This window comes from Kribbella sp. NPDC050281, from assembly GCF_040655855.1.
In the GTDB taxonomy this organism is placed as follows: Bacteria; Actinomycetota; Actinomycetes; order Propionibacteriales; family Kribbellaceae; genus Kribbella.
The window spans coordinates 24,840-51,074 of sequence record NZ_JBFAKS010000035.1; the positions used below are offsets into that span (position 1 = coordinate 24,840).

23 protein-coding genes are annotated in these 26,235 nt (G+C 68.6%); 6 read left to right on the plus strand and 17 right to left on the minus strand.

The window, feature by feature from the left end; all coding sequences use genetic code 11:
- Positions 1 to 162 precede the first annotated feature (162 nt).
- From ligD to AB0I34_RS31480, 5 genes are all read right to left on the minus strand, one after another.
- On the minus strand, positions 163 to 1,140 hold the full coding sequence (gene ligD / locus AB0I34_RS31460) for a non-homologous end-joining DNA ligase (protein WP_360452120.1): 978 nt from the start codon (positions 1,138 to 1,140) through the stop codon (positions 163 to 165).
- Positions 1,137 to 3,134 carry an ATP-dependent DNA helicase gene (locus AB0I34_RS31465; protein WP_360452122.1) on the minus strand — a complete coding sequence of 666 codons (1,998 nt, stop codon included), beginning with the start codon at positions 3,132 to 3,134 and terminating at the stop codon, positions 1,137 to 1,139. Before AB0I34_RS31465 ends, ligD begins: the two co-directional genes overlap by 4 nt.
- A gap of 64 nt (positions 3,135 to 3,198) precedes the next feature.
- On the minus strand, positions 3,199 to 5,499 hold the full coding sequence (gene secD / locus AB0I34_RS31470) for a protein translocase subunit SecD (RefSeq protein WP_360452124.1): 2,301 nt from the start codon (positions 5,497 to 5,499) through the stop codon (positions 3,199 to 3,201).
- A 73-nt stretch (positions 5,500 to 5,572) separates the two neighbouring features.
- Positions 5,573 to 6,208, minus strand: coding sequence for a response regulator transcription factor (locus tag AB0I34_RS31475; protein ID WP_360452126.1), 636 nt, complete (start codon positions 6,206 to 6,208; stop codon positions 5,573 to 5,575).
- Positions 6,205 to 7,440: a DUF5931 domain-containing protein gene (locus AB0I34_RS31480; RefSeq protein WP_360452128.1), complete on the minus strand. Its 1,236-nt coding sequence runs from the start codon at positions 7,438 to 7,440 to the stop codon at positions 6,205 to 6,207. The genes AB0I34_RS31475 and AB0I34_RS31480 overlap by 4 nt, the downstream gene beginning before the upstream one ends.
- Positions 7,441 to 7,553: 113 nt before the next feature.
- Here AB0I34_RS31480 and AB0I34_RS31485 point away from each other — a divergent pair, with 113 nt between their 5' ends.
- Positions 7,554 to 9,929, plus strand: a complete 2,376-nt coding sequence (locus AB0I34_RS31485; RefSeq protein WP_360452130.1) for an immune inhibitor A domain-containing protein — start codon at positions 7,554 to 7,556, stop codon at positions 9,927 to 9,929.
- Positions 9,930 to 9,991: 62 nt separating this feature from the next.
- Here AB0I34_RS31485 and hflX read toward each other — a convergent pair whose 3' ends face one another.
- Both hflX and dapF read right to left on the minus strand, forming a co-directional pair.
- A complete protein-coding gene (hflX, locus tag AB0I34_RS31490; RefSeq protein ID WP_360452132.1) occupies positions 9,992 to 11,503 on the minus strand; it encodes a GTPase HflX in 1,512 nt (503 codons plus the stop codon).
- A 410-nt stretch (positions 11,504 to 11,913) separates the two neighbouring features.
- Entirely contained in the window at positions 11,914 to 12,756 is an 843-nt protein-coding gene (dapF, locus tag AB0I34_RS31495) for a diaminopimelate epimerase (protein WP_360452134.1), read from the minus strand.
- 24 nt (positions 12,757 to 12,780) lie between these two features.
- Between dapF and AB0I34_RS31500 the strand changes: the two genes are divergently transcribed.
- Positions 12,781 to 13,044, plus strand: a complete 264-nt coding sequence (locus tag AB0I34_RS31500; RefSeq protein ID WP_360452136.1) for a hypothetical protein — start codon at positions 12,781 to 12,783, stop codon at positions 13,042 to 13,044.
- On the opposite strand, the gene AB0I34_RS31505 is transcribed toward AB0I34_RS31500, so the two are convergent.
- The 5 genes from AB0I34_RS31505 to AB0I34_RS31525 are packed head-to-tail and all read right to left on the minus strand — an operon-like array spanning position 13,031 to position 18,441.
- Positions 13,031 to 14,584 carry a D-aminoacylase gene (locus AB0I34_RS31505; protein WP_360452138.1) on the minus strand — a complete coding sequence of 518 codons (1,554 nt, stop codon included), beginning with the start codon at positions 14,582 to 14,584 and terminating at the stop codon, positions 13,031 to 13,033. The genes AB0I34_RS31500 and AB0I34_RS31505 overlap by 14 nt on opposite strands.
- Positions 14,581 to 16,014, minus strand: a complete 1,434-nt coding sequence (locus AB0I34_RS31510; RefSeq protein WP_360452140.1) for a Na+/H+ antiporter NhaC family protein — start codon at positions 16,012 to 16,014, stop codon at positions 14,581 to 14,583. The genes AB0I34_RS31505 and AB0I34_RS31510 overlap by 4 nt, the downstream gene beginning before the upstream one ends.
- Positions 16,015 to 16,030: 16 nt before the next feature.
- The gene (gene menC, locus AB0I34_RS31515) at positions 16,031 to 17,146 is read right to left on the minus strand and encodes an o-succinylbenzoate synthase (protein ID WP_360452142.1); all 1,116 of its coding nucleotides are present in this window, start codon (positions 17,144 to 17,146) and stop codon (positions 16,031 to 16,033) included.
- Positions 17,136 to 17,780: an SIS domain-containing protein gene (locus tag AB0I34_RS31520; protein WP_360452144.1), complete on the minus strand. Its 645-nt coding sequence runs from the start codon at positions 17,778 to 17,780 to the stop codon at positions 17,136 to 17,138. The genes menC and AB0I34_RS31520 overlap by 11 nt, the downstream gene beginning before the upstream one ends.
- On the minus strand, positions 17,773 to 18,441 hold the full coding sequence (locus AB0I34_RS31525; protein WP_360452146.1) for a GNAT family N-acetyltransferase: 669 nt from the start codon (positions 18,439 to 18,441) through the stop codon (positions 17,773 to 17,775). Before AB0I34_RS31525 ends, AB0I34_RS31520 begins: the two co-directional genes overlap by 8 nt.
- Before the next feature lie 98 nt (positions 18,442 to 18,539).
- Between AB0I34_RS31525 and AB0I34_RS31530 the strand changes: the two genes are divergently transcribed.
- Positions 18,540 to 19,634 (plus strand): M20/M25/M40 family metallo-hydrolase, encoded by a 1,095-nt coding sequence (locus tag AB0I34_RS31530; RefSeq protein ID WP_360452148.1) that lies wholly within the window; start codon positions 18,540 to 18,542, stop codon positions 19,632 to 19,634.
- Here the strand turns inward: AB0I34_RS31530 and ggt are convergent.
- The 4 genes from ggt to miaA all read right to left on the minus strand — a co-directional run bounded on the left by ggt (position 19,627) and on the right by miaA (position 23,737).
- Positions 19,627 to 21,480 carry a gamma-glutamyltransferase gene (gene ggt, locus AB0I34_RS31535; RefSeq protein WP_360452150.1) on the minus strand — a complete coding sequence of 618 codons (1,854 nt, stop codon included), beginning with the start codon at positions 21,478 to 21,480 and terminating at the stop codon, positions 19,627 to 19,629. The two genes, AB0I34_RS31530 and ggt, sit on opposite strands and share 8 nt — an antisense overlap.
- A 69-nt stretch (positions 21,481 to 21,549) precedes the next feature.
- Positions 21,550 to 22,236, minus strand: a complete 687-nt coding sequence (locus AB0I34_RS31540; protein WP_360452152.1) for a hypothetical protein — start codon at positions 22,234 to 22,236, stop codon at positions 21,550 to 21,552.
- 6 nt (positions 22,237 to 22,242) lie between these two features.
- Positions 22,243 to 22,761, minus strand: a complete 519-nt coding sequence (locus tag AB0I34_RS31545; RefSeq protein ID WP_131354892.1) for a SigE family RNA polymerase sigma factor — start codon at positions 22,759 to 22,761, stop codon at positions 22,243 to 22,245.
- Positions 22,748 to 23,737, minus strand: a complete 990-nt coding sequence (gene miaA, locus AB0I34_RS31550) for a tRNA (adenosine(37)-N6)-dimethylallyltransferase MiaA (RefSeq protein WP_360452154.1) — start codon at positions 23,735 to 23,737, stop codon at positions 22,748 to 22,750. Before miaA ends, AB0I34_RS31545 begins: the two co-directional genes overlap by 14 nt.
- 160 nt (positions 23,738 to 23,897) lie before the next feature.
- Here miaA and AB0I34_RS31555 point away from each other — a divergent pair, with 160 nt between their 5' ends.
- The 3 genes from AB0I34_RS31555 (at position 23,898) to AB0I34_RS31565 (ending at position 25,728) form a co-directional block, all read left to right on the plus strand.
- Positions 23,898 to 24,137, plus strand: coding sequence for a hypothetical protein (locus AB0I34_RS31555; RefSeq protein ID WP_360452156.1), 240 nt, complete (start codon positions 23,898 to 23,900; stop codon positions 24,135 to 24,137).
- A gap of 110 nt (positions 24,138 to 24,247) precedes the next feature.
- Positions 24,248 to 24,490 (plus strand): antitoxin, encoded by a 243-nt coding sequence (locus AB0I34_RS31560; RefSeq protein ID WP_360452158.1) that lies wholly within the window; start codon positions 24,248 to 24,250, stop codon positions 24,488 to 24,490.
- Positions 24,491 to 24,891: 401 nt separating this feature from the next.
- Positions 24,892 to 25,728, plus strand: coding sequence for an alpha/beta hydrolase (locus AB0I34_RS31565; RefSeq protein ID WP_360452160.1), 837 nt, complete (start codon positions 24,892 to 24,894; stop codon positions 25,726 to 25,728).
- On the opposite strand, the gene AB0I34_RS31570 is transcribed toward AB0I34_RS31565, so the two are convergent.
- Positions 25,700 to 26,233, minus strand: coding sequence for a hypothetical protein (locus tag AB0I34_RS31570; protein WP_360452162.1), 534 nt, complete (start codon positions 26,231 to 26,233; stop codon positions 25,700 to 25,702). The two genes, AB0I34_RS31565 and AB0I34_RS31570, sit on opposite strands and share 29 nt — an antisense overlap.
- Positions 26,234 to 26,235: the final 2 nt, after the last annotated feature.

Below are 26,235 nucleotides of genomic sequence, written 5' to 3' on the forward strand. Positions count from 1 at the left end.
CGTCGCCGCAGGCAACGGCCGTTGACGTGCAGAGCACAGCAGTTCCTTCCGCCGTTGCCGGAATGTCGTTGCTGAATGAGACATCTGAACATCGACCGTCTCAGCGCAACGCAAATCTCTCCGAATTCCGGACAATGTCGTCGGCGACCGGCCCGGCGCAATTCAGCGGTCGACGAGAACCGCGTCGGCGTTGATGTCCAGCCGCAGACCGCGCCAGACCGGATGACGCAGGCGAGAGTCCGCGGCCCACCCGGAGTAGGTCACCTCCGCGACCAGGACCGGGTCCAGCCAGTGCGCGATGCGGCGGTCGTGGGTGGGGATCGTCGAGGGGTCGAACGGCGGAGCGCCGATCTCGAGGCCGGCCAGCTCCGCGCTGAACATGTCGAGCGTGGCGAAGTCGAGGCCCGAGCCGACCTTCCCGATCAGGACCAGGTCACCGCCCGGCTCGGAGTAGGCGCCGCAGTAGAACGAGCCGATCTTGCCCTCGCGGTTACCTTCGCCCGGGTGCCAGCCGCAGAGGATGACATCGCGGGTCAGGACCGGTTTGATCTTGATCCAGTCCGAGCTGCGCCGGCCGGACAGGTAGCGCGACTTCCGGCGCTTGGCCACCACGCCTTCGAGCCCGGTCGACATCGCCACCTCAAGCGCCGCTCCCCCGTCGTCGAACGCCGGCGGTGTCTCCCAGAACGGGTCGCCGATGTCGAGCGAGTCCAGCAGCCCGCGGCGATCGTCGTACGTTGCCTCCAGCAACCACTTGCCGTCGAGGCGGAGGACGTCGAACAGCCGCACCGAGACGGGCACCTGGGTGATCAGGTGCCGCAGCTGGCGCGGGTCGCGCACGTGCATCCGCCGTTGCAGCAGACCGAACGACGGTGCGCCGTTCTCGTCCAGGGTGACGATCTCACCATCGAGTACGGCGGGGAGTCGCAGGCCCGGGGCGTCGGCGAGACCGATCAGCTCGGGATAGCCGGCGGAGACGTCGCGGCTGTTGCGCGACCAGAGCCGGCAGACGCCGTCGTCCACCTCGGCGATGACACGGATGCCATCCCATTTCAGCTCGTACGACCAGCCCGCACCGGACGGCATCTCCCCCAGGGAGGCCATCATCGGCAGCACCGGAGGACTGGTCGCGGGGCTCATGTCGACTGCAACCGCTTCAGGGCGCCGAGCACCTTCTCACGATCGGCGGTCGGCCACATCGGGGGCAAGGAGGCGCGCAGGTACGCGCCGTACCGCTGGGTGATGATGCGGGGGTCGAGGATGGCGACCACGCCGCGGTCGCTGCTGCGGCGAATCAGCCGGCCCGTCCCCTGTGCGAGCAGCAGCGCGGCGTGCGTCGCGGCGACAGCCATGAAGCCGTTGCCCCCCGCTTCGTCGACGGCGCGCTGACGGGCCGCCATCAGTGGCTCGTCCGGTCGCGGGAACGGCACCCGGTCGATGATCACCAGGTTGCAGGTCGAGCCCGGTACGTCGATGCCCTGCCACAGCGACAGCGTGCCGAACAGGGACGTCTCCGGATCGTCGACGAACTCGCGAGCCAACTCCCCCAGCTGGGCGTCACCCTGGCAGAGCACCTTCAGGTCGGTCGCCTCGCGGACCGCGGCCGTCGCCGCCTCGGCCGCGCGGCGCGACGAGAACAGGCCGAGGGTCCGGCCACCAGCGGCCGTGATCAGGTCGATGATCTCGTCGAACTGCTTCTGCCCCAGTCCGTCGCGATGCGGTGGCGGCAGGTGCTTGGCGACGTACAGGATCGCCTGCTTCTCGTACTCGAACGGGGAGCCGACGTCGAGGCCGCGCCAGGGCAGCGGGCCGGTCTCGGAACTCTCGTCGAGCTCCGGCATCTCGTCGTCGTCATCCAGTTTGTCCGCCGGGCGAAGGCCGACCTGGCGGGCGATAGCGTCGAAGTCGCCGCCGAGGGTGAGGGTCGCGGAGGTGAGTACGGCGGTGCGGTCCTTGAGCACGAGCTCGCGGAGCAGGCCGGCGACGGTGAGCGGCGCGATCCGGAGCTCGCGGCCGAAGCGGTCGCGGTCGGTCATCCAGACCACGTCGGCGTCGCTGAGCGCCGCGACGCGCTCGGAGACGTCGAAGATCTCCTTGACCGCGCCCTTCGACTGCCGCTTCGCGCCGTCGGGGTCGTCGTCGTTGTCGTCGGACTTCTTGTTCAGGTCGGAGTACAGCGAGCGGGCCGCGTCGCGGACCAGCGCTGCGGCCTCCAGCACCGCGGCGTTCGACGGCTCGATCCGGCCCTCGCGAGTGCTGTCGAGGGCGGCGCGGAGGGCGTCGGAGGCATCGATCAGGTCGTCGGCCTTGTCGTCGTCGACGAAGCGGCGGGATCGTTTGGCGGCGCGCTCGACCATCTGCGGGGAGAGCTCGTCGCCGGCCGCGCCGGTGACGCGGGCGGGCAGTTCGTGTGCCTCGTCGACGATGATCACGTCGTGCTCGGGCAGCACGGTGCGGTTCTCGAACGCGTCGATCGAGAGCAGGGCGTGGTTCGTGATCACGATGTCGGCCTTGCGGGCCTGGTCCTTCGCCTTCTCCGCGAAGCATTCCTCGCCGTACGGGCATTTCTGCGCGCCGAGGCACTCGCGGGCGGCGATGGCGACCTGCTGCCAGGCTTGGTACTGGTGTGAGGGTGCGTGGTCGCGGTCGCCGGCCTTGCCGTCGAGCAGCTGCTGCTCGGCCCAGTCGCGCAGTTCGAGCACCTGCTGACCGATCTGGCCGGGTGGCGGGACGTCGATGAGCACGCCGTCGTCGTCCGGCGCGCCCTCGCGGATCCGGTGCAGGCAGGCGTAGTTGTTGCGGCCCTTCTGGATCGCGTACGACGGTCTGCGCGGGAGGAGCTTCTCGGTCGCGTCGAGGAGGGCGGGGACGTCGCGGTCGACGAGCTGCGACTGGAGCGCGAGGGTCGCGGTGGACACGACGACGCGGCGATCCTCGATCGCGTGCAGGAGCGCTGGGACGAGATAGCCGAGCGACTTGCCGGTGCCGGTGCCGGCTTGCACCAGGAGATGCGAACCGTCGTGCATCGAGGTGTCGACGGCCTGCGCCATCTCCACCTGACCGGGCCTGGTCTGCCCGTTGATCCCCGACACAGCAGCCTCGAGCAGTTCCCGCACATCAACACCCACCGCCACACCCTAGCCCGCCCGACGGACAGATTTCCGTCCGGACGCCGCGGCTGTGGATAACGCCGGACTGCTAGACGACGGCGCCGCGGTCGGGTTGGGCGTCTCGGTCTACCTGGGGGCGCTTGGGGCGTGGGGGTGGGGCTGGGTAGCGGCGTTCCAGCTCCAGCAGCAAGGGGGCTGCGGTGAGGTTGGACGAGTAGGTGCCGACGAGGATGCCCAGGAGTAGTGCCAGGGCGAAGTCGGCCAGGGAGTCGCCGCCGAGGAAGAGAAGGGCGCTCAGGATGAAGAGGGTGGAGATGCCGGTGTTGATGGTGCGGGGCAGGACGTTGACGATGGCGGTGTCGATGACCGGGCCGAGGTTCTCGGTGGAGCGCGCGTTGCGGGTCTCACGGATGCGGTCGAAGACGACCACCGAGTCGTTCACCGTGTAGCCGATGATCGTGAGGATCGCGGCCAGGAAGATCCCGTCCACCGGTTTGCCGGTCCACGCGAACACGCCGACCACGACCGCCACGTTCTGCAGCAACGCCAGCACCGCGCCGGCGCCGAACGTCCATCGGAACCGCGCAGCCAGATACACCAACTGCGCGAGCAGCGCGATCCCGAGCGCGATCAGGCCCTTGTTCCGCAGTTCCTCACCCAGCGACGGCCCGATGCTCTCGTTGCGCACCAACTCCGTACCGCCACCGATCGCGGAGATCGACTCGCGGATCTTCTCCGCCTCGTCGTCGCTGATCGTCCCGGTCCGCACGGTGATGTCGTCGGCGCCGGACGCCTGCACCACCGCGTTCGGGTACCCGGCCTCGGCGACCGCGGCCCGCGCCTGGTCCGGTGTGATCCGCTGCGCCGTGCTCACCTCGAGCAGCCGCCCACCAGTGAACTCGATGCCGAGATTCAGCCCGCGTACGGCGACCCCCGCAAGACTCACGATGATCGCGACAGCCGTGATCAGCAGCCAGCGACGGCTGTGCTGCATCAACGACGGACGCCGCGCCTCCAGCCAGGTCCGGACCCGCCCGTGCCCTGCGATCCCACTCAGCTGCGGGTGCCGCACGACGAAGCCCCGCGACACGGCGAACTCCGCCAGCACGCGAGTCACGACCAGCGCGGACAACACCGAGGCCAGTACGCCGATGCTCAGCGTGACACCGAACCCGCGGACCGGCCCGGCAGCCAGGAAGAACAACAGCCCGGCAGCCAGCAAGGTGGTGATGTTCGAGTCCGCGATCGCAGACAGCGCGTTCCGGAAACCACTCCGCAGCGACCGGCGCAGCCCGTCGGTTCGCCCCGCGATGTAGTCCTCACGCGCCCGTTCGAACACCAGGACGTTCGCATCGACCGCCATACCGATCGCCAGCACGAAGCCGGCCAGGCCGGGCAACGTGAGCGTCGCCCCGAGCACGGTCAGGGCCGCGTACGACATCCCGGCGTACCCGATCAGGCCGAGGACCGCCATCAGGCCGACCAGGCGGTAGACCATCACGATGAAGATCGCCGTGAGCGCCAGGCCGATGATGGCGGCCACCGCGCTCGCCTGGATCGCGTCCTGTCCGAGCGACGGGCCGACGGTGCGCTGGTCGATGACCTCGACCGGCACCGGCAGCGCGCCACCGGAGATCAGCGCGCCCAGGTCCTTGGCCTGCTCCTCGTTGAAGGAGCCGGAGATCGTCGTCGTACCGCCGCCGATGCCGATGTTGCACAGCTGGTTGCCGCCGTTCGGGTCGACCTGCGGCGCGCTGATGATCTCGTTGTCGAGCACGATCGCGATCAGCCGCTGCGGCGTGTTCAGCGGCTGGCAGGCGGCCTTGCCGGTGATCGCGGCCCAGGTCTTGCCGCCGTCACCCTTGAAGTTCATCTCGACGAACCAGCCCATGGCGGCCTGCTGCGGGTCGAGCCGGCCCTCCGCGCCGCTGACCATCTCGCCTGTCATCGCGGGCTTGGCCAGCCGGAGGAAGCCCTGACCGGTGTCGCTGGGCAGGTAGAGCTCGCCCGCGGCCGGTTTGGCCGGCTTCGTCGCGACCTGGTCGAGCACCTCGTGGAAGGTGAGCTGCGCGGTCTTGCCGATCACCTGCGCGGCCTCGCGCGGATCCTGTACGCCGGGCAGTTCGACGATGATCCGGTTCTCGCCCTGGCGCGTCACGTTCGGCTCGCTGACGCCGAGCGCGTCGATCCGCCGGTGCAGCACCTGGGTGGCCTTGTCCGTGGTGTTCTTGTCCGCCTTGACCGTCGGCGAGTCCTTCGCCTCCAGCACGATCTGCGTTCCGCCACGCAGGTCGAGGCCGAGCTGCGGCTTGGCCGTCAGCACGACGTACGTCGAGGCTGCCAGCACGAAGAACGCCAGCAGCGCGCGGACGAGGGACGACCGGTTCACAACAGCCTCCGGAGGCTCTCGGCGAGGAGGGCTCAGTGTACGAAGCAGGTGCAAAAGTCCATCCGGCTCCGAACTATTCCGGTGCGTCGATCCCGTGTTCGATCGCGTAGCGGACCAGTTCGGCCCGGTTGTGCAGTTGCAGCTTCCGCAGCGTGTTCTGCACGTGGTTCTCAACCGTCCGGTGCGACAGCACGAGCCGGGTCGCGATCTGGCGTGCGGTCAGCCCGCGGGCAACCAGGCGGAGCACCTCTGTCTCCCGCTCGGTCAGGTGCGGCACCTCCGGCCCCGCGCCGAGCCGTCGGTACTCCCCCAGCAACAGTCCGGCCAGTCCGGCGCTGAACACCGCATCGCCTTCCGCAGTACGCCGTACTGCGTCGTCGAACTCGTCCAACGACGCCGACTTCACCAGATAGCCGGAGGCGCCGTTCTTCACCGCGTCCAGTACGTCGCTCTGCTCGGCGCTGGCCGACAGCACCAGCACCCGCGTGTCCGGCAGCGCAGCGGTGATCTCCCGGGTCGCGTCGACGCCGGATCCGTCGCCGAGCTGCAGATCCATCACCACCACGTCCGGCCGGGTCGCCAGCGCGATCTTCACCGCACCAGCCACGTCCGAAGCTGTCGCGCAGACGTCGTACCCACGGCTGCCCAGATCGCGCGCGACTCCCTCGCGCCACATCGGATGGTCGTCGACGATCATCACGCGTGTCATGTAGCCACCTTCAGTTCCCACTCGGTTCCCTCGCCGGGCGCGGTCCGGACCGTGACTGTGCCACCCAGATCGGCGATGCGGCCGCGGATCGACTCGCTGACGCCCAGGTGCCCGTCGACGCGGGCCTGCTCCAGCCGGGCAGGCGTCGTACCGATCCCATCGTCCCGGATCGACACGACCACGTCGTCGCCGAGGTCCTCGACCACCACCCAGGACCGGGCAGCTGGACCGGCGTGCTTGTCCACGTTGCTCAGCGCTTCGTTGACCGCGGCCACCAGTTCGGCGGCGGTTGCGGCCGGCAACAGGACCCGCGAGGCAGGTACGACGACGTCCACCCGGGTGGTGGCCAACGGCAGCAACAGCCCGCACAGGTCGACGCTGTCGCCCTCGCCGACCGTTGGGCGGGACGACATCAGGGTGCGTAGGGCAACTTCCTGCTCGGCGGCCAACTCGGCGAGCTCGAGCGCCTCACCGCCGATCGCCGTGCCGCGACGCTGCACTTGGGCGAGCACCTGCAGCACGCCGTCGTGGATGGACCGACTGAGCCGGAGCCGCTCGGCGGTGGCGCTCTCGGTCGCGATCGCTTCGCGCAGGCGCGCTCCCGCCTGCCGCATGGTCGAGGCGGCGTACCCGACGACCAGACCGGCGACCAGGAGCAGTTGCACGTTGCCGAGGATCTTCGACACGTGGTCGACACCGCGTAGCGACAGCAGCGCCAGGCTCACGGTCACGGCGCCGAGCAGACCGCCGTCCCGCCCGCGGGAGATGGCCAGCGCGAGAACCGGTCCGGCCGCCCAGACCGAGGTCAGCACGGACGCGCCGGCGCGAATATCGAGCAGCGGTTGCGCGAGCAGGGTCGCGTACATGCAGCCGACCGTGATGACCAGGTCGGCGAAGGCCAGCCGAGTGTTGCGGCGTCCCCAGCGCCGGCTGTAGCCGATCGAGGAGACGACGGTCCAGACACCCATGATGGCCAGTAGCAGCACCGCCCCGGACGGCCGGACGATCCCGTCCCACCGGGTCCAGACGCCGAAGCACGCGAACCCGAAGGCGATCACGCGGAAGGCGACCAGGGCACGCCACAACGGCTGCAGGAGGTCGACGGGGCCGGACTTCACCGGGACAGTCTGCCAATCGACCGGACCGCGGCAGCTGAGGCGTCGTACCGGACTGGTCAGGTAGTTCTGCTCATGGCGCAGGATTCCCCGCAGGTTTCCCGGATTTCCCGCCATCCACTTCAGGTTGGCCTGTTTTCGCCGTACTCTCGCGCAAAACACGCTCGGGGGAGCTTCGATCACGCCGCGTCACCATCGCGGTGGCAGCGACCAAAGCATGGAGGGGAATCGTGCGCAAGCTACCCGCCGGGCTGTTCAGCCTGGCCCTTGCGGCGACGTTCGGACTGAGCATGGCTTCGTCCGGCGCCGCCGCCCCGCCTGAAGGGGCTCCCGCAGCCACGAGCGCCAGCGAGCCGGCCCAGACGTCCGACGAGCTGTCGAGCCCGCTCGAGGACCAGCGTCGCGAACTGCGCCAGGAAGCGCTGACGAAGGTGCTGAACGGCACCGCCAAGGCCGAGAAACGCGGCGCCAGCACGGTCGTGAAGGTCGGCACCAAGTCGGCCGCGGCCAAGGGCCAGACCGGCCCGAAGGCCAAGCAGACGGTCGACCAGTACGTCGAGCTGAGCCGGGAGAAGACCGACCGGATCTTCGTGATCCTGGCCGAGTTCGGCAACGAGCGGCACCCGAGCTACCCGGACAAGGACCAGGCACCGAGCATCCCCGGCCCGGCGACGTTCGAGGGACCGCTGCACAACGCGATCCCGGAGCCGGACCGGTCGGTCGACAACTCCACCGTCTGGCAGGCCGACTACAACCAGCAGCACTTCCAGGACATGTACTTCGGCAACGGCAACTCCGTGAAGAAGTACTACGAGAAGCAGTCGTCGGGCCGCTACTCGGTCTCCGGTGAGGTCACCGACTGGGTCAAGGTGAGGTACAACGAGGCCCGCTACGGCCGCTCGAACGGTTTCCCCTGCACCGGCAACGTCTGCAACAACACCTGGTTCCTGATCCAGGACGCGGTGAACCAGTGGGTCGCCGACCAGGAGGCGGCCGGCCGCACCAAGGCGCAGATCACCGCCGACCTGAAGACGTTCGACCAGTGGGACCGCTACGACTTCGACGGTGACGGCAACTTCAACGAGCCGGACGGCTTCATCGACCACTTCCAGATCGTGCACGCCGGCGGCGACCAGGCCGACGGCGACCCGCAGCAGGGTGAGGACGCGATCTGGTCGCACCGCTGGTACGCCGGCTTCCCCGGTGGCCCGGCGAACAACCCGATCGGTGGCGCCCAGATCGGCGACACCGGCATGTGGGTCGGCGACTACACGATCCAGCCGGAGAACGGCGGCGTCAGCGTCTTCGCGCACGAGTACGCCCACGACCTCGGCCTTCCGGACGAGTACGACACCTCCGGTGCGGCCGTCGAGAACGGCGTGAACTGGTGGACCCTGATGGCCCAGAGCCGGGTCAGCGCGGCCACCGACGGCGGGCTCGGCGAGCGCGCGGCCGACCTGAACGCGTGGGACAAGCTGCAGTTGGGCTGGCTGGACTACGAGATCGTCAACTCCGGCCAGAAGCGGACGGTCGAACTCGGCCCGCACGAATACAACTCGAACAAGGCCCAGGGGTTGGTGGTGACGCTGCCGAAGAAGGCGCGCGTCAACGAACTCGTGCCACCAGCGGCCGGGACCAAGTCGTGGTGGAGCGGCGCCGGCGACAACTTCACCCACACGATGAACCGTCAGGTCACCCTGCCCGCCGGGGCAGCGGCCAGCCTCACGTTCCAGGCCAACTGGGACATCGAGGACTGCGGTACGACGGCGTGTGACTACGCCTACGTCGAGGTGAACGACGGCACCGGCTACAAGCCGATCCCCGGCACCATCGCCAACGCGGCCGAGGGCAACGGCATCGACGGCAAGAGCAACGGCTGGAAGCCGGCGACCTTCGACCTGTCCGCCTACGCGGGCAAGACGGTCGGTCTGCAGTTCCGCTACACCACCGACCCGAACACCGGCGGCAAGGGCTTCTTCGCCGACGAGATCAACGTGACGTCCGGGACGACCACGGTGCTGACCTCCGGCGCGGAGACCTCGCCGGACGGCTGGACGCTGAACGGCTTCAGCGCCCAGGGCGCGAGCTTCACCAGCATGCACGACAACTTCTATCTGGCGTCGCACATCAACTACGTCGACCAGGACCAGTACCTGAAGACCGGTCCGTACAACTTCGGCTGGCTGAACACCCTGCCGGACAAGGTCGAGCACTTCCCGTACCAGGACGGCCTGCTGGTCTGGTATTGGGACACCTCGTTCAACGACAACAACACCAACACCCACCCCGGCGGCGGGCTGATCCTGCCGATCGACTCGCACCCGACCCCGATCAACCGGATCGACGGTCAGGTCTGGCGGCCGCGGGTGAGCGCATACGACGCGCCGTTCGGTCTGGAGAAGGCGGACTCGTTCACCCTGCACATCAACGGGCAGGCGAGCTACGTCCGCGGCCAGGACGCCGTACCGACGTTCAACGACAGCAAGCAGTACTGGTCTGCGGACCTGCCGACGAGCAGCGTGAAGGTCCCGAACAACGGGGTCAACATCAAGGTCGTGTCCCGCACCGGGACGACCATGAAGGTCCAGGTGTCCAAGCGCAGCTGACCTGCTGAGCACAAGACAACGGCCCCGGGAGAATCCTCCCGGGGCCGTTGTCTGTGTCTGCCTTACTGAGCGGTTGCCACCTGGTACGGCGTCAGGTCGCCGGCCAGATCCGGGTGGACCCGAGCGGTGACGCGGGTGCCGTCCGCGGTGTGCTCCAGCTGGTCGACCGAGCCCTCGGAGTGGATCCGGGAGACCAGGTCACCACGCTCGTACGGGAGCAGCAGGTCGAGCGCTACGTCCGGCTGCGGCAGCGAGGCCTCGACCAGCGACTTCAGCTTGTCGATGCCCTCGCCGGTGCGGGCCGAGACGACGATCGCGCGCGGCTCGCGGTGCAGGATCGGGGCCAGCGCCATCGGGTCGGCCAGGTCGGCCTTGTTGATGACGATGATCTCCGGGACGTCCGCGGCGCCGATCTCGTTCAGCACCTCGCGCACCGCCTGGATCTGCGCGAACGGGTCGGCGTGCGATCCGTCGACCACGTGCAGCAGCAGGTCCGCGTCCGCGACCTCCTCCAGCGTCGACCGGAACGCCTCGACGATGTCGTGTGGCAGGTGCCGAACGAACCCGACCGTGTCGGTGAACGTGTACACGCGGCCGTCGGATGTCGTCGTACGCCGGGTGGTCGGGTCCAGGGTCGCGAACAGGGCGTTCTCGACCAGGACACCGGCACCGGTGATCTTGTTCAGCAGCGAGGACTTGCCGGCGTTGGTGTAGCCCGCGATCGCGACCGACGGGATCGCGTGCCGGCGGCGCTCCTGGCGCATCGTCGACCGCGTGCCCTTCATGCCCTTCAGCTCGCGCCGCAGCTTGGAGATCTTGGTGTTGATCCGGCGCCGGTCGGTCTCGATCTTGGTCTCACCGGGACCACGGCCACCGATACCGCCACCGGCCGCACCGACGCGTCCACCGGCCTGGCGGGACAGGTTGCCACCCCAACCACGCAGGCGCTGCTTCATGTACTGCAGCTGGGCCAGCTCGACCTGGGCCTTGCCTTCCTTGCTCTTCGCGTGCTGGGCGAAGATGTCCAGGATCAGCGCGGTCCGGTCGACCACCTTGACCTTGAGCTTGTCCTCCAGGTTGCGCAGCTGCGCGGGCGCCAGCTCGCCGTCCGCGATCACCGTGTCCGCGCCGAGCGACGCGACCAGGTTGCGCAGGTCGGCCACCTTGCCGGAACCGATGAAGGTCGCCGGGTCCGGCTTCTTCCGCCGCTGGATCACGCCGTCCAGCACCTCGGAACCGGCGGTCTCGGCGAGCAGTTTCAGCTCGGCCAAAGAGTTCTCCGCGTCCTCGGCGCTGCCCTCGGTCCAGACGCCGACCAGCAGCACCCGCTCGAGCAGCAGCTTGCGGTACTCGACCTCGCTGATGTCGGTCAGCTCGGTCGACATGCCGACTACGCGGCGTAGCGCCTGGCGCTCCTCGAGCTCGAGCCCCTCGGTGCTCAACTCTGGGCTCAGTTCGGAGTCGTAAGCAGTGTCCTCATCGTGACCCGTCAACGAATCGCCGGAGTCATCGCCCTCGATGAGGTCAAGTTCGACGTCGGTGGTCTCGTCGTAAAAGTTCGAATGGGTCGTCATATACCTTCCATCGTGGCACGGGCCACCAGTACAAGCGACCCGATTAACGGTAGTCAACGCCCCAAGTGCTGCCCGAATTCCTGATCAGTGCCTGATAGCTGGGGCTGTTCCCGGGTGGGTGGGCTGTGCATCTCGACAGGAGGTGTCAGCCCGAGATGGTGGTCGGCGGGCGCATTCACGCCTGGGACCCGCCGGGTCGCGTCGATACGTCCTGTCGAAATGCACCCGTCAGAGCCCAGCAGGCTGGACCCGGTCGCCTTTGGTGCGGCTGGCGGGTTATGTGATCACTGGCGGGTAGTTTCCGGTCAGCGAGTACATAACCGGACAGCCAACAGAGCCAGAGCCCCATTCCAGGGGTTGGCCGGCCGCTTGATGTGAGTGGCCGGACGTGTTGCTCGACAGATCCAGCTTCAGGCAGGCAGCCAGGTCCGATCGAAGTCCCCGCGAGCGTGCAGAACGGCCGGTCCGGTCAGCTCCAAGTGGTTGTCCGCACGCCACGTCACGGTCACCTCACCACCCGGTACGCCGACGCGATACGTGACCGGCAGCTCCTCCCGGGCCGCCCGCGCGGCCGCTACGGTCACCGCGCACGTCCCGGTCCCGCAGGACCGCGTCTCCCCTACCCCGCGCTCGTGCACCCGCATCTCGACGTCCCGCGGACCCCGCCGTACGACGAACTCCAGGTTGACGCCGGCGGGAAACGCTTCCTGGGGCGACCAGGTGGGCTGGTCGCAAAGGTTGCCCGGCTCACGCAGGTCGTCGACGAAAGCCACGGCGTGCGGGTTGCCCATGTCCACGTGCACGGCCGGCCATTGGTGACCGTTCGCCTCCACGACGACGCCCGCCGGGTCGGGCAGCACAGGCTTACCCATGTCCACGGTCAGCGTGCCGTCGTCGTTCAGCACGACCTCCTTGACCCCGGCCCGGCTACCGACCCGGATCGGCTTGTCCCCGGCCAGCCCGGCCTCGATCAGATAGCGGCTGAAAACCCGGACGCCGTTGCCGCACATCTCACCGATCGAGCCGTCCGCATTCCGGTAGTCCATGAACCAGTCGCCGCCGTCCTCGACGTACGACTGCTTGCGGCCTTCGATCACGCGCAGTACGCCGTCCGCCCCGAGGCCCGCGTGCCGGTCGCAGAGGAACCGCACCAGCTCCGCGTCCAGGTCCCCGTGGACCGAACCGTCGGGGTCGGGCAGGACCACGAAGTCGTTCTCCGTGCCATGCCCCTTCAGCCAGGGAAACGTGCTCATACCGAAGATCGTACGGTGTCCCTCATGGAGCTGATCGCCTACTTCTGGGAGCAGGAGGACGCCGACGCGGCCGCCGAACGGCTGGGCGGCCAGGTCCGGCGCGGGCGCTTCCACGGCGAGGACGACGACGAGGACCACCCATGGGTCGTCGTACTGCGCGAGGTGGACAGGGCAGAGGTGGACGAGGTCCTGGCGGAGTACGACGGGTGGCTCGAGACCGCGGCTGGGGACGAGCCCACCGCTCCTCCCCCACTGCCGACCGCGCCCAAGCGGTTCAAGAAAGCGTGAGCACCCGGCCCGGCCGCGCGGCCGTCGGTACGCCGTCCGTCAGCACCGGTTGGCCCGCGACGAGCATGTGCTCGATGCCGACCGACAGTTGCCACGGATCGTCGTACGTCGACCGATCGGCGACCTGAGCCGGATCCAGTACGACGAGGTCCGCGACGGCACCGGGCTTCACCACACCGCGGTCGTCGAAGCCCAAGCGGGACGCCGGGAGCGAGGTCATCCGCCGGATTGCCTCGGGCAACGTGAGGACGCCGAGGTCGCGGGCGTAGCGGCCGAGGACGCGCGGGAACGTGCCGAAGTTGCGGGGATGCGGGTGACCGGTGCCGGTGGCGTCGAGGATCCAGCCGTCGCTCGCAACGCTCGTGCACGGATGCTGCAGCACGGTGACGACGTCGTCCTCGTTCATCGCGTGGTTGACGACGCTGACCGCGGCCCGGTGGTGTTCGAGCACGCGCAGTGCGGCTTCGGCCGCGTCCACCTCGTCGCGGCGAGCTATCTCGGCCAGGCTGAGACCACGGCAGTCCTCGTACCGGCCGGGTGGCAGCGACGCGATCACAACGGCGTTCCCATCGAGCAGGTCGCGGGTCCGGATCGCCTCCGCGATGCGCTCCCGTTCGGTCCGATCGGCGAGCCTGGCCAGGAGGGCATGCGGGCCGCCGTCCATCGCCCACGTGGGTAGCCGGGCCGTCAGCGTCGTACTGGAAGCTGTGTACGGATAGACGTCCCAGGCCACGTCGACTCCGTCTGCGCGGGCTTGGTCGAGGAGCTCGAGTGCGGCGGTGACGAGGCCGTAGTTCGCCTTGCCCACTGCCTTCAGGTGGGAAACCTCGAGTCTCGCCCCGGCGGCCCTCGCAGCGGCGATCGCTTCGTCCAGTGCTGCCAGCAGGTCCGCGCCTTCGTTGCGGATGTGCGTCGAGTAGAGCAGCCCGCACTCGGCCCCGGTCGCCACCAGGGCAGCGACCTCGGAGGACTCTGCGTACGCGCCCGGTGCGTAGATCAGCCCGGTCGAGAAGCCGACAGCACCTTGGTCGGCTGCCTTCCGCAGCAGGTCCTGCATCGTCCGCAGTTCGTCCGCTGACGGCGCCCGCTCGGCGCTGCCCATGGCCGCGATCCGGAGCGACGAGTGCCCCACCTGCAGTGCGAGGTTCACGGCGGGTTGCAGCGGTGCAGCGAACTCATTCGTGTCGCGCCAGGACCAGTCGTGCTGCGGGTCGAGGAACGCCGTACCGGCCTTCATGGACTCCAGGTCGGTGATCGGGAACGGCGACCAGCCGCAGTTCCCGGTGACCAGTGTCGTGACGCCTTGATGCAGCTGCGTGGCCGCGTCCGGCGACGTGCGCACGGAGAAGTCGGCGTGCGAGTGCAGGTCGATGAACCCAGGTGCCACGATGTTGCCCGCGGCATCGATCACTTCAGCGTCGGCCGGCGCGGAGTCAGGCGGCAGTACGTCGGCGATCCGCTCGCCATCGATCAGTACCGTTGCAGCGACGGCGTCCGCACCACTGCCGTCCAGGATGAGGCCACCCGTGATCGCGATCATGTTGTCACCAGCAATATCACGGCGTACATCACGCAGGCGGGCACCAGCATCATCCACCCGGTGATCAGCATGCTCTTCAGGTCGGAGGATCGGGCCAGGCCCATCGCACCGACCATGTTGGCGTTCGGGAACGGGCCGTAGGTGTCCGCCTTCGACGCGAACAGCAGCACCACAACCCAGGCGCCCGGCCCGACTCCGGCGCTCGCCGCCAGCGTCCCGAACACCTTGTCCAGCAGGACGACCTGGGCCGCGGTCGCGCCCGGTACGCCGACCCAGCCGAGCAAGGCGATCGCGATCGCGACGCCGAAGCCGGACACCGTCGCGAGCTCCGGGCCGAGCTGGTCGAGGATGACCTTGAACGGCGCGAGCTGGTCGATCAGCGCGAAGAGGGCCGCCAGCAACCAGAACAGCAGCAGGATGCTGATCAGCTTGGCGCCACCGCGGTACATGTGCTCGGCGATGTCCTTCGCGGAGAGCCGTCCGGCCAACCCGGTGACGATGCCCAGCACCGGCAGCGCGAGCAGCGGGAAGTTGGTGCCGGCCTCGGTCACCGTCGCGTACACGACACTGCCGAGCAGTACGACGAGGAAGGTGGCAGTCGCGGCGCGTGGCGCCCGAGCGGTCGTCGCACTGTCGTCGGAGACGAGCTCGGCAAGGTCGTACTCGTCGCCGGTGCGCGCGGTCCGGCGCTGGATGTAGGCCACCACGAACGGTCCGAGCGCCAGCGAGAGCAGTGCCAGCGGTCCGGCGCCGTACCCGAGATAGGTCAGGTAGTTGACGTCGGCCGCGGTCATGATCGCGACGTTCGAACCGGCGAAGGGCGCGATCGTGAGGCCGGCGCAGCCGCCGATGAAGATCATCGACGCGGTCGCGGCGCGGGTGTAGCCCAGCCGCGCGGTGATCGGAAGCACGATCGGCGCCGCGATAGCCAGGGCTCCGGCGAGGGTGCCGAGGCTGGCGACGAGGATCAGGCACGCGACCATCACGCCGAGCACGACCGCGACCTTGCTGCGGTTGCCGGCCACCCGCATCACGCCGGACACGATCGTCGTCGCCACGCCGGTGACCCTGAGGACCTCGCCGACGCCGGCGCCGAGCACGATGATCAGGCCGATCGCGGTCACCGAGTCGGCCAGCGACTTGCCCAGCAACGTGCCGGTCTCGATCGGGCTCAGTCCCGCGATCAGTACGCCGGACAGCACCGCGACGACGGTGCCGACGACGATGTCCATGCCGAGCAGGCAGAGGACGGCGTACAGCACGATCGGCAGCAGGCCCCACAGCGTCGGGCCGTCGGTGAGCAGGCCGGCGACGATCGAGACGACCAGCCCGGCCCCGGCCAGCGCGTTCACCAGTCGGCGGCGCCCGGGCGCGACTTCGACCTGGTAAGCGTTCGCAGACGTGGTCGTGCTCTTCTGGTCCTGGCTCATCAAGAGTCCTGTTCGTTCAGAGGGACAGCGTGGCAACGGTGTTCGCGGCGATCAGGGCCGCGTCGACCGTGTGCCCGAGACCGGTTCCGGTCGGCACCTGGACGACACCCCGGGTGGCAGTCACCGCGGGTGTGATCACGTCCTGGGCGTAGTACTTCTCCGAGGCGGAGACGTCCGACGGGAGGGAGAATCCGGGGAGACTGGAGATCGCGACGTTCGCGGCGCGACCGATGCCGAACTCGTGCATGCCGCCGCACCAGACCGGGATACCGGCCTGCTGAGCGCGGTCATGGGCGGCGCGGGCGGCGGTCAGGCCACCCATCCGCGACACCTTGATGTTGAGCACCTTCAGCGCCTCGACAGCCAGAGCTGTCTCCAGGTCGTCGAGGGTCTCGATGCTCTCGTCCAGGCAGATCGGGGTGGTCATCGCCTGCTGCAGGCGGGCGTGGGCGAGCAGGTCCCGCGGTGCGAACGGCTGCTCGATCATGGTCAGGCCGAACTCGTCCAGCGCCCGCAGCCCGTCCGACTGCTCCGCGGAATAGATGCCGTTGGCATCGACATGGAGATCCAGCTCCGGGTACGCCGCTCGCACCGCACGCACCGGTTCGACGTCCCAGCCGGGCGCGATCTTCAGCTTGACCCGCGGATACCCGGCTCCCACCTGGCGCTCGACCTCGGCCAGCAGATCATCGATCGTCGGCTCGATCCCGAGCGACACCCCGGCGACAACCTCGGTCCGCGTACCGCCGAGTGCCTCGGCCAGCGGCACACCGCGCACGGTCGACCACAACACCCAGGCGGCGACATCCACGCCGGCCTTGGCGAACTGGTTCCCCCGAACCTTGGCCCACAACTGCGGGACCTGCTCGGGCCGCTCCCAGGTCTGCCCGAGCACGGCCGGAAGGAGGTAACGCTCGGCAATCTGCCAGCACGTCTCGACGGTCTCCGGCGCGTAGTACGGATCCGATGGCGAAGCGATCTCGCCCCAGCCGACGGCTCCCGACGCGTCCTCCACCTCGACGAGGATGTGATCGAGGTAGGTCTTGCGATGCGAGCTGGTGCGGAAGGCGTGCACCAGCGGCATCCGGACCCGGTGCAGCCGGGCCGCGGTGATCTTCAGGTCAGTTGACATACAGGCCCAGCTCCGTGTTCAAGCGGTCGCGCTCCCCCAGCCGCCGGCGCGCACCCTTCGCGCTCGCCGTGGTCAGGGTCGCCAGCACGTGCAGCACGGACGCCACCACCGTCGGCGAGTCGACGTACGACGCACTGCCGGTGGCGACGTAGATGGACTGGTCCGCGATCTTCGCCAGCGGCGCGTCCTCGAAGTCCGTGACGGCAACCAGTTCGCCACCGGCCTCGACGAATCTGCGGGCGATCTCGACGGTGTCGCGGCGATACCGGCGCAGCGAGAACGCGACCATCAGGTCACTCGACCGGACGTCGGACAGTACGTCGACACCGCGGACGACGGTGCCGTCGATCAACGTCACCTGGGACAGACCGGCACTCAGGTCGAAGGCGAGCAGCGAGGCGTACGAGAACGACTTCGCGGAGCCGATGATGAACCGGCGACGGGCGGCGACGATCCGGGCGGCTGCCTGGGCGATCGAGTCGTCGGCCAGGATCTGGTCGAGCGCCTGCTCGATCGAGGCTCGCTCCTGCTCGACCACGCGTCGCTGCAACAGGGTCGACGACCGGCGCTGGAGGCGGGCGTCGTACCGCTCCTGCGGGCTGGTCAGTTCGCGGTTCCGCAGATCGTCAGACATCGTCCACCGGTCCGAAGTAGTAGACGGCGTTCCCGTCCGGCAGCCGGCGGCAGGACACCGCGGCGAGACCCTTGGCGAACAACTCCTCGAACGCCGCTCGCACCTCGTGCCGGTCCTTGTCCGTCGACTCGGCCGGCATCACCAGCTCGGTCAGCTCCTGGTCCGGGACAGCGTTGGGCCGGTCGGTCAGATCCCACTCGACGACGACCCGGTCGGTGCCGGGTCCGTACATGTCCGGGGCGAACCAGCGACCGCGGGCGCCGAGCACATCGAAGTTGAAGTGGCCGTTGCGGATCTGGAACGGATCGTAGGTCCAGCGCATCCGGGTCATGCCCGAGCCGAGCGCCACCTCGCGCTGCGCGTACTTCAGCTGCCGGCCCAGGCCGCGTCCCTGGTGTCCGGCGGCGACCACGGCCGACTGCGAGTAGTGGTAGAAGCCGCGCTTGTCGGTGCCGCAGAAGCCATAGGCGAAGGCGACGAGCCGATCGCTCTCGTCCAGTACGCCGACCACCGATCCTCCGTTGCTCGCCAGTGCACCGAGCAGCCGCGGGTTCAGCCCGTAGTCGGGGTGCTGGTAGCCGAAGACCTCGCGATACAGCACCGCGGCCTCCGCGTACCGGTCCTGGGTGGTGAGCGAGACGGATCTGAAGCTGTCCTGCACCGGCCCACTCCTCTCAACGATACGTAACAGATCCTGAGTAAATCCCCTGGACAACAAGGCAGTCAATTGGTGACCAAATGATGATACGTTGCATATCTATGATGATCGATCGCCTCCGGGAGTACGTCGGGCACGAGACGCCGACCGGTGCCGCCCAGGCCCTGAACGCCTTCGCCGACCGGCTCCTCGACCGGTACACCGAGCTCGGCGGGACCGCCCGTCGCGTTGCGGCACCGACCGGCGACCACGTCGTTGCCGACTTCCCCGGCCGCGGTCCGCTCGCCGCTGAGCCGCCACTGCTCTTCATCGGTCACCACGACACGGTCTGGCCGATCGGGCAACTGCGCGAAGCGATGCCCTGGCGCGAGCAGGACGGGCTGCTGCACGGTCCCGGCGTCTTCGACATGAAGGGCGGGCTGGTCGTCCTCGAGGCGGCGCTCGAGCAGATCGCGGATCGCGATCATCGCCCGGTGCGCGTCGTTGTGGTCGCGGACGAGGAGGTCGGATCGCCGACCGCCCGCGAGCTGGTCACCGCCGAATCGTCCGGCGTGGTCGCCGTCTTCGGTTTCGAATCGCCGCTCCCGAACGGCGACCTCAAGACCGCGCGCCGCGGCAGCAGCCGGGTCCGCATCGAGGTCACCGGCCGCGAGGCGCACGCCGCACTCGACCCCGGCCGTGGCGTCTCCGCGATCGATGAGCTCATCGACCAACTGATCGCCGTACGCGCCTTGGTCGCAGGGTACGACGACGTGCTGTGCAACGTCGGCACGATCACGGGAGGTGGACGGACGAACGTCGTACCCGGGGCGGCCGCTGCCGATGTCGGGTTCCGGTTCATCGATCCTGAGACCGAGCGGGCGGTGCTGGACGCCGTGACGAGTCTCGAGCCGATCCGGCCCGACGCTCAGTTGCAGGTGTCGGTGATGTCGAACCGGCCCGCCTGGCAACCGTCGGTGGCGACCGATGAGCTGCTGCGGAAGGTGCAGGCGGCCGCGCGATCGGTTGGTCAGGAGATCGGTGGTGCACCGGCCTCAGGCGCCGCCGACACGAACCTGACCGGCTGGCTGGGCATCCCGACCCTGGACGGCCTGGGCCCCCGAGGGAAGGGCGCCCACGCCGTCCACGAGCAGGTGATCGCGGCGAGCCTGGCCGAACGGGCCGACCTGGTCGCCGCCATCATCACAACTATCTAGGCCACAGCTGTTTGACCGTTCCCGCCGCTCCACCACCACGGCGCGTCGGCTCAGCGGCAGCGAGGATCCCACCGCCCGGCAGGAACTCCAGCGCGGCAACTGCACCGATCTCCGCGGCCGAGGTGAACGCGTCGCCCGACGGGACCAGCGTGTGGCCGTACGGCTTGAGGGCGGCGTCGTACGCGTCGATGAACGGCGGCTCTGCCGTCACGGTCGCGGTGTTGCGCTGAGATGCACGCGGCGCCGCGATTGCCTCCGGCAACGTCATGTCGCGGTCGAGCCGGTTCGTCAGCGTCTGCAGGACGGTCGTGATGATGGTCGAGCCACCCGGCGAACCCAGCGCCAGGAACGGTTTGCCGTCCCGCAACACGATCGTCGGCGACATCGACGACCGCGGCCGCTTGCCCGGCTGGATCCGGTTCGGGTCGGCCTCGTCGTAAACCGCGGAGAAGTCGGTCAGCTCGTTGTTCAGCAGGAACCCGCGACCCGGCACCGTGATGCCGCTACCGCCGGTCTGCTCGATCGTGAGCGTGTACGAGACGACGTTGCCCCACTTGTCGGCGGCAACCAAATGTGTGGTCGACAGACCTTCCGTGTCCGGCCGCTGCGTGGTCGCTACACCCTTCGCGCACTGCGAGTACTGGCCGTCGGGCGAGCCGGCCTTCACCGGCTTGGTCGCGGCGTGCTCCGGGTCGATCGCGCAGGACCGCTCGGCGCCGAAGCCGCGCGACAACAGCTCCTTCGTCGGTACGTCGACGTACGCCGGATCACCGACGTACGCGGCTCGATCCGCGAAGGCGAGGGCGGAGGCCTCGAGGTAGGTGTGCAAGGCCTGCGGCGTGTCCATCTTGTCCAGATTGAGCGGCTGGAGGATGTTCAGCGCCTCGCCGACCGTGGTCCCACCGGACGACGAAGGGGACATGCCGTACACGTCCAGGCCGTCGTACCGGACCTTCGTCGGCTCCCGGTTGATCGTCTTGTACTTGGACAGGTCGCTGGTCGTGAGGTAGCCGGGCATCACGGGCAACGTTGCACTCGCGGCCTTGGGCGGAGTCTTCACCACTGCCTCGATCTCGGACGCGAGCGGGCCGCCATAGAAGGCCGGCAGGCCCTCCTTGCCGAGCATCCGGTAGGTGTCGGCGAGCTCCGGGTTCTTGAACACCGAGCCGACCTTCGGCGCGTCACCGCCGGGCAGGAACAGCTTGGCCGTCGGCACGATCGCGCTGAACCGGGCCTTGTTGTCCAAGGTCTGGTTGCGGAAGGTGTCGTCCACGACGAAGCCTCGATCGGCCAGGTCGGCGGCCGGCTTCAGCGCCTTGCCCAGCGACAGCGAACCCCATTGCCGCAACGCCGAGTCCCAGGTCGCCAAGGTGCCCGGGATGCCGACCGAGACGCCGGATGTCACCAGTTCCGGGGTGAAGCGGTACGGCTGACCGGTGGCCGGGTCGATGAACGCGTCGTTGGGCATCGTGGCGGGCGCGGTCTCGCGGCCGTCGATCGTGAACACCTTGTGTTTCTTGGCGTTGTAGAAGACGAAGTACCCGCCTCCGCCGACTCCCGCGGAGTACGGCTCGGTCACGCCGAGCGCGGCCGCGGTGGCTACCGCGGCGTCGACCGCGTTGCCGCCACGGCGCAGTACGCCGAGGCCGGCGTTCGTGGCTTCGGCGTCGACCGAGGCGACCGCACCACCGAACCCGATGGCGGTCGGATGCTTGGCCGGCGGCTGCGGCGAGCTGGCGGCCGCGCCGCTCGCACTCAGACCGGACAGGACGAGGGCACCTGCAGACAGGGATGCGACCAGCTTCTTCACCAGGTTCTCCCGCGGGGCGTCGGCGTACAGGGTCAAGCCCTTGCCTATCCCGAACCGGGCCCGCGCGCCACTTGTGGCGCGGCTAGTTGTCCGGTCAGTTCCCTGCTAGTTCACCGTGCAGGAGTCCAGGAAGCGGCGGAGCAGCTCGGGGTTCCAGTCCTTGTCCCCGGCCGGAAGCTCCACCAGGAGCCACTGATCGGGCAGCTTCACCTGACCCGCGACGCGGCCTTCGAGCCGACCGATGTGGAAGGTCTTGCCGGCCGACTGGGTGACCTGGACCGATGCGAGCGTGCGCGCCTCCGGAGCCGCCTGCAGGACCACCTTGGCGTCGGTGTCCGCGGTCCGCATCGTCGGCTGGGACAGGATGACGCGATCCTGCGAGATCGGGGTCTCGGCGCTCCAGCCCTTCGGGGCGAGGGTGCAGCCGATCGTGTTCCAGGACTGCTGGTTGGCGACCAGTTCGACCACGGACGCACCGAACATCGACATCGTCTCGCCGCCTTCGGCCGGCGCGGGTGACGAGGACGACGGCGCCGTCTGCGCGGTCTCGCTGTCGGCCGGTCCACCGGCGACCTCGGTCCCCGGGTTCCCCCACCACTTCACCTGGTTGCCGATCGCGAGCACGGCAGCTGAGACCGCCGCCACGCACAGCACACCGGTCACCCGGCGACGCCGCTTGATCCGGCGCAACGCCCGGCGCCCACGCGCGACGTCCGCGTCGATATCCGCCGTCGGCAGCCCATCGGCGGCCTCGTCGGCGAACCCCTCCAGCAACCTCTTGACCTCGTCCACTTCTCCTCAACTACTCCCGGTCGCCTGATCCGACGGTTCGTCGGTCATCAGGTCCTTCAGTCTCTTCAGCGCCTTCGCGGTCTGGCTCTTCACGGTCCCCTCGGTGCACTGCAGGATCCGGGCGCAGGTCGCCACGTCGAGATCCTGGAAGTACCGCAGCACCAGGACCGCCCGCTGCCGCGGTGCGAGATCCAGCAGCGCCCGCCGGACGGCCAGCGTGTCCACCGGGTCCGCCTCGTCGGTCAGCCGCGGCTCGAGCGTCTCCGCGGTCACCACCTCGGGGTGGCGGCCGGCCCGGCGGCGCTCGTCCAGGAAGGCGTTGACCAGGATGCGGTGCGCATACGGTCCGGCGCCCTCGTGCTTGATCCGGTGCCAGTGCACGTACACGCGGGTGCAGGCGGTCTGGACCAGATCTTCGGCGGTGTGCACATCCCCCGCGGTGAGCAGCAACGCCGTTCTCATCAGTCGGGTGCGGTCCGCGAGCAGGTACTCGCGGAACTCGGCCTCACGGTCACCCCCTCGCATCGACGGACCCCCGGCCATGGGCTGGGCCCTCTTCCACCCCGACTACGCCGCCGGTCCCCCTTCGGTTGCCTTCGGCTATCACGTTCAGTGCCTTCTCCACCAGATCGGGGTCGTCGTACGGGAGCCACACAATGCGTTGGTCCTTGCGGAACCACGAGTCCTGCCGCCGCGCGAACCGGCGGGTGGACTGCGCTGTCCGCTCCCGCGCCTCCTGCTCGCTGATCTCACCGTCGAGCAACGCGATCACCTGCGAGTAGCCGAGGGCACGGTTGGCCGTCTTCCCTTCAAGCAAACCCTTGTCCAGCAGATCTCGCACCTCGGCCACGAAACCCGCGTCGAACATCCGGTCCACCCGCCGGCCGATCCGCTCGTCCAGCCTCGGCCGCGGTACGTCGAGACCGAGCTGCACCGCACCCGGGTAGACATAGTGATGCTCGGGCAACGTCGCGACGTACGGCCCACCGGTGATCTCGATGACCTCCAGCGCCCGGACGATCCGCCGCCCGTTGCTCGGCAGGATCTGCTCGGCCGCCTTCGGATCCACCTCGGCGAGCTTGTGGTGCAGCGCTCCGGACCCGACGCGTTCGAGCTCCGCTTCGAGACGTTCACGTACGGCGGCGTCCGTGCCGGGGAACGCGAAGTCGTCGAGGATCGCGCGTACGTACAACGCGGAACCACCGGCCAGCACCGGCACCACGTTGCGGCCGACGCAGTCGTCGATCGCGGCCCTTGCCAACTGCTGGAACTCGGCCACGGTCGCGGTCTGGGTGACGTCGAGGATGTCGAGCAGATGATGCGGTACGCCGTCGCGCTCGGCCGCCGTGATCTTCGCCGTACCGACGTCCATGCCGCGGTACACCTGCATCGCGTCCGCGTTCACCACCTCGCCACCCAGGCGTTTGCACAGGGCAACGGACAGGTCGGACTTGCCGGCCGCGGTGGGGCCGACGACCGCGACGACGAGTGGCTCGGCCATCACTCCAGTGTGTCAGTGTCCCCGCCGTCCCCGCTCCACCGCCCTGGCGAGAATCAGTTGAAGAGTGCACCAAAACCCGGCACCGGGCTTGTGGTTGACCCGGAAAGTTCGGTAGGACTCATCTTGATGATCGCAACACCGATACGGGAGGAATGACGCTGTGACGAATCCGTTCGAGGAAGAGTCTGACGCGGCGAAGGACGCGCTGGACCTGGGGGGCGACAGCAAAGAGGACCTTGCTGCCGCAAAGCGCAGTGGTGGGGACGTCGAGTTGAAGCGCAGTGGTGGCGACGTCGAGTTCAGCGGCGGTGACGTCGAGTCCGACTCCGGCGGCGACGTCGAGTCCGAACCTGACGGCAGCGGTGGTGACGTCGAGTCCAGGCCCGGCGGCGACAGCTAATTCCTGTCACGACGGTGGCGGTGCTGGTCCCACAGTTCGGGGCCGGGAGGTGCGAAGATCACCGCTAGCTGTCCGTAAGCAGTTCACTACGCAGGAATGGGAGCCCGACAATGGGCATCTTCGACAAGTTCAAGGGCAAGGCCGAAGGCCTGAAGGAAAAGGCCGGCGACCTGGTCGACCAGCACGGCGACAAGGTCGGCGAGGGTCTGGACAAGGCCGGTGACTTCGTCGACGAGAAGACCGGCGGCAAGTACGGCGACAAGATCGACCAGGGTGTCGAGAAGGCCAAGGAGGGCCTGGACGGCCTCGACGGCCAGAACGACGACATCCCCGGCACGAACCGCCCCGCCTGACCGCACCACCCGAAGGGCCGCGAGATTCTCGCGGCCCTTCGGCCTGCCAGAACACGCCCGCGGCGCTGGTCGCGGACCGCCAGGCCATCACAATGGCTCGGCCCAGGTCGTCGGGCGACTGAAGCGACCTCGCTACCGCCGATTGTGATGGCCTGCAGATCCGCACATCTCGGCCGCCGCATCGCGAGGTGCGGACCCCCGGCACTCACCAACCGCCCAACGGCAGACGTCGCCACGCTCGTCCAGCCCCAGGGAAGTCGCTCATCACCAGGGTTAGTGAGTGGCCCATGTCCGCACGGGCTCGATTTCCCGGCGGCCGGTTCAGCGCTACCAACCTCCCGGCGAGGGCCGCGTCATCGCGGTGTCAGGGTGGTGTCAGGGCGGGGGTTGATGGTGGGGGCATGACGAAGAACAGCATTCCCTCGATCGACTCTGAATGGGCCGGCATGGTGTCGGTTGATGACACGGCTCTGGCCGTTACGGACACCGGCGGGTCCGGCGTTCCTGTGGTTTACCTCAATGGGCAGTTTGCGACTCAGGGGTATTGGCGGCGGGTGATCTCCGAGCTGGGGTCGGGGTGGCGGCACATCAGCTACGACGAGCGGGGTCGTGGCAAGAAGTCGAAGCGTTCCGCGGACTATTCGTTCGAGGCCGCCGTACGGGATGTCGACGCCGTACTCGCGGCCCGGGGTGTGGACCGGGCGCTGGTGGTGGGCTGGTCGTACGGCGCGTTCGTCGCGGCGCATTGGGCCAGCCGGAATCCGGGGCGTGCGATCGGCGCGGTCCTGGTTGACGGCGCGGAACCGTACGACTGGCTGGACGAGGCCATGGAGCAGCGGATCCGGAAGCTGTTCCGGCGGATGGGGTGGTTCACGCCGCTGCTGCGCCCGACGGGTCTGGTACCGCGGTTGAGCGCCGAACAGCAGGCCGAGAGCAACATCGAGCTCGGCAAGATCTCCCGGGAGAGTGAGCTCGGCCCGGTGCTCGACAACATCAGCGTCCCGGTGAGGTACGTGCTTGCGTCGGGGTCGTCGTTCGGCAGCAAGGGTGACGAGCAGGAACGAATTCGCGCGAGCCTCGATCAGGTCTTCGCGCGGAACCCGAACCTCGAGCTCAGCGCGAAGGTCGCCAGCAGCCACGGCGCGATCCTCAAGAAGGACTTCCGCGCCATCGCCGACGCCGTACGAGAGGTCAACGCCCGCGCGGTGGTTACGCCTCAGGAGCCCGGCGGCGAGTGAATCTCGAGCGGAACTTGGAGTCGTACTCCAGTCGCACGTACCCCGAGGAGTGCACTCCCACCGCGACGAACCCCACGGCCAGGAACACGATCCCCGCGATCATGGACATGTGCCAGAACGCCGCAGTGATGCCGACGAACGCTGAGCCTTGTGCGACTGCCTTGGCCAGTCCGACCAACGGTGACCTGCTCGCCCGACGACGAAACTCCTCCTGCCGATTCAGCACCAGGAGCGCGGCAAGCAACGGGATCGAGACGGCGAACGCGATGACACACACCATCGCCGACGGGTCGAGCGAGGGCTCGGTCAGGAATGGCTGCACCACGACCAGACCGGCGGCACCCAGTCCGCCGTAGATCAGGTTGGACTGGCGGATCCACTCCTGCTGAGCCGCCGGGTCGGCGGTGGCGTCCTCGGCCTCCTGCCGGATCCGTTCGGCATCGGCTTCGGCTTGCGCCCCAGCGAGCTGCGCCTGCTCAGCCAGGAAGTCCTCGTCCTCGTTCATGT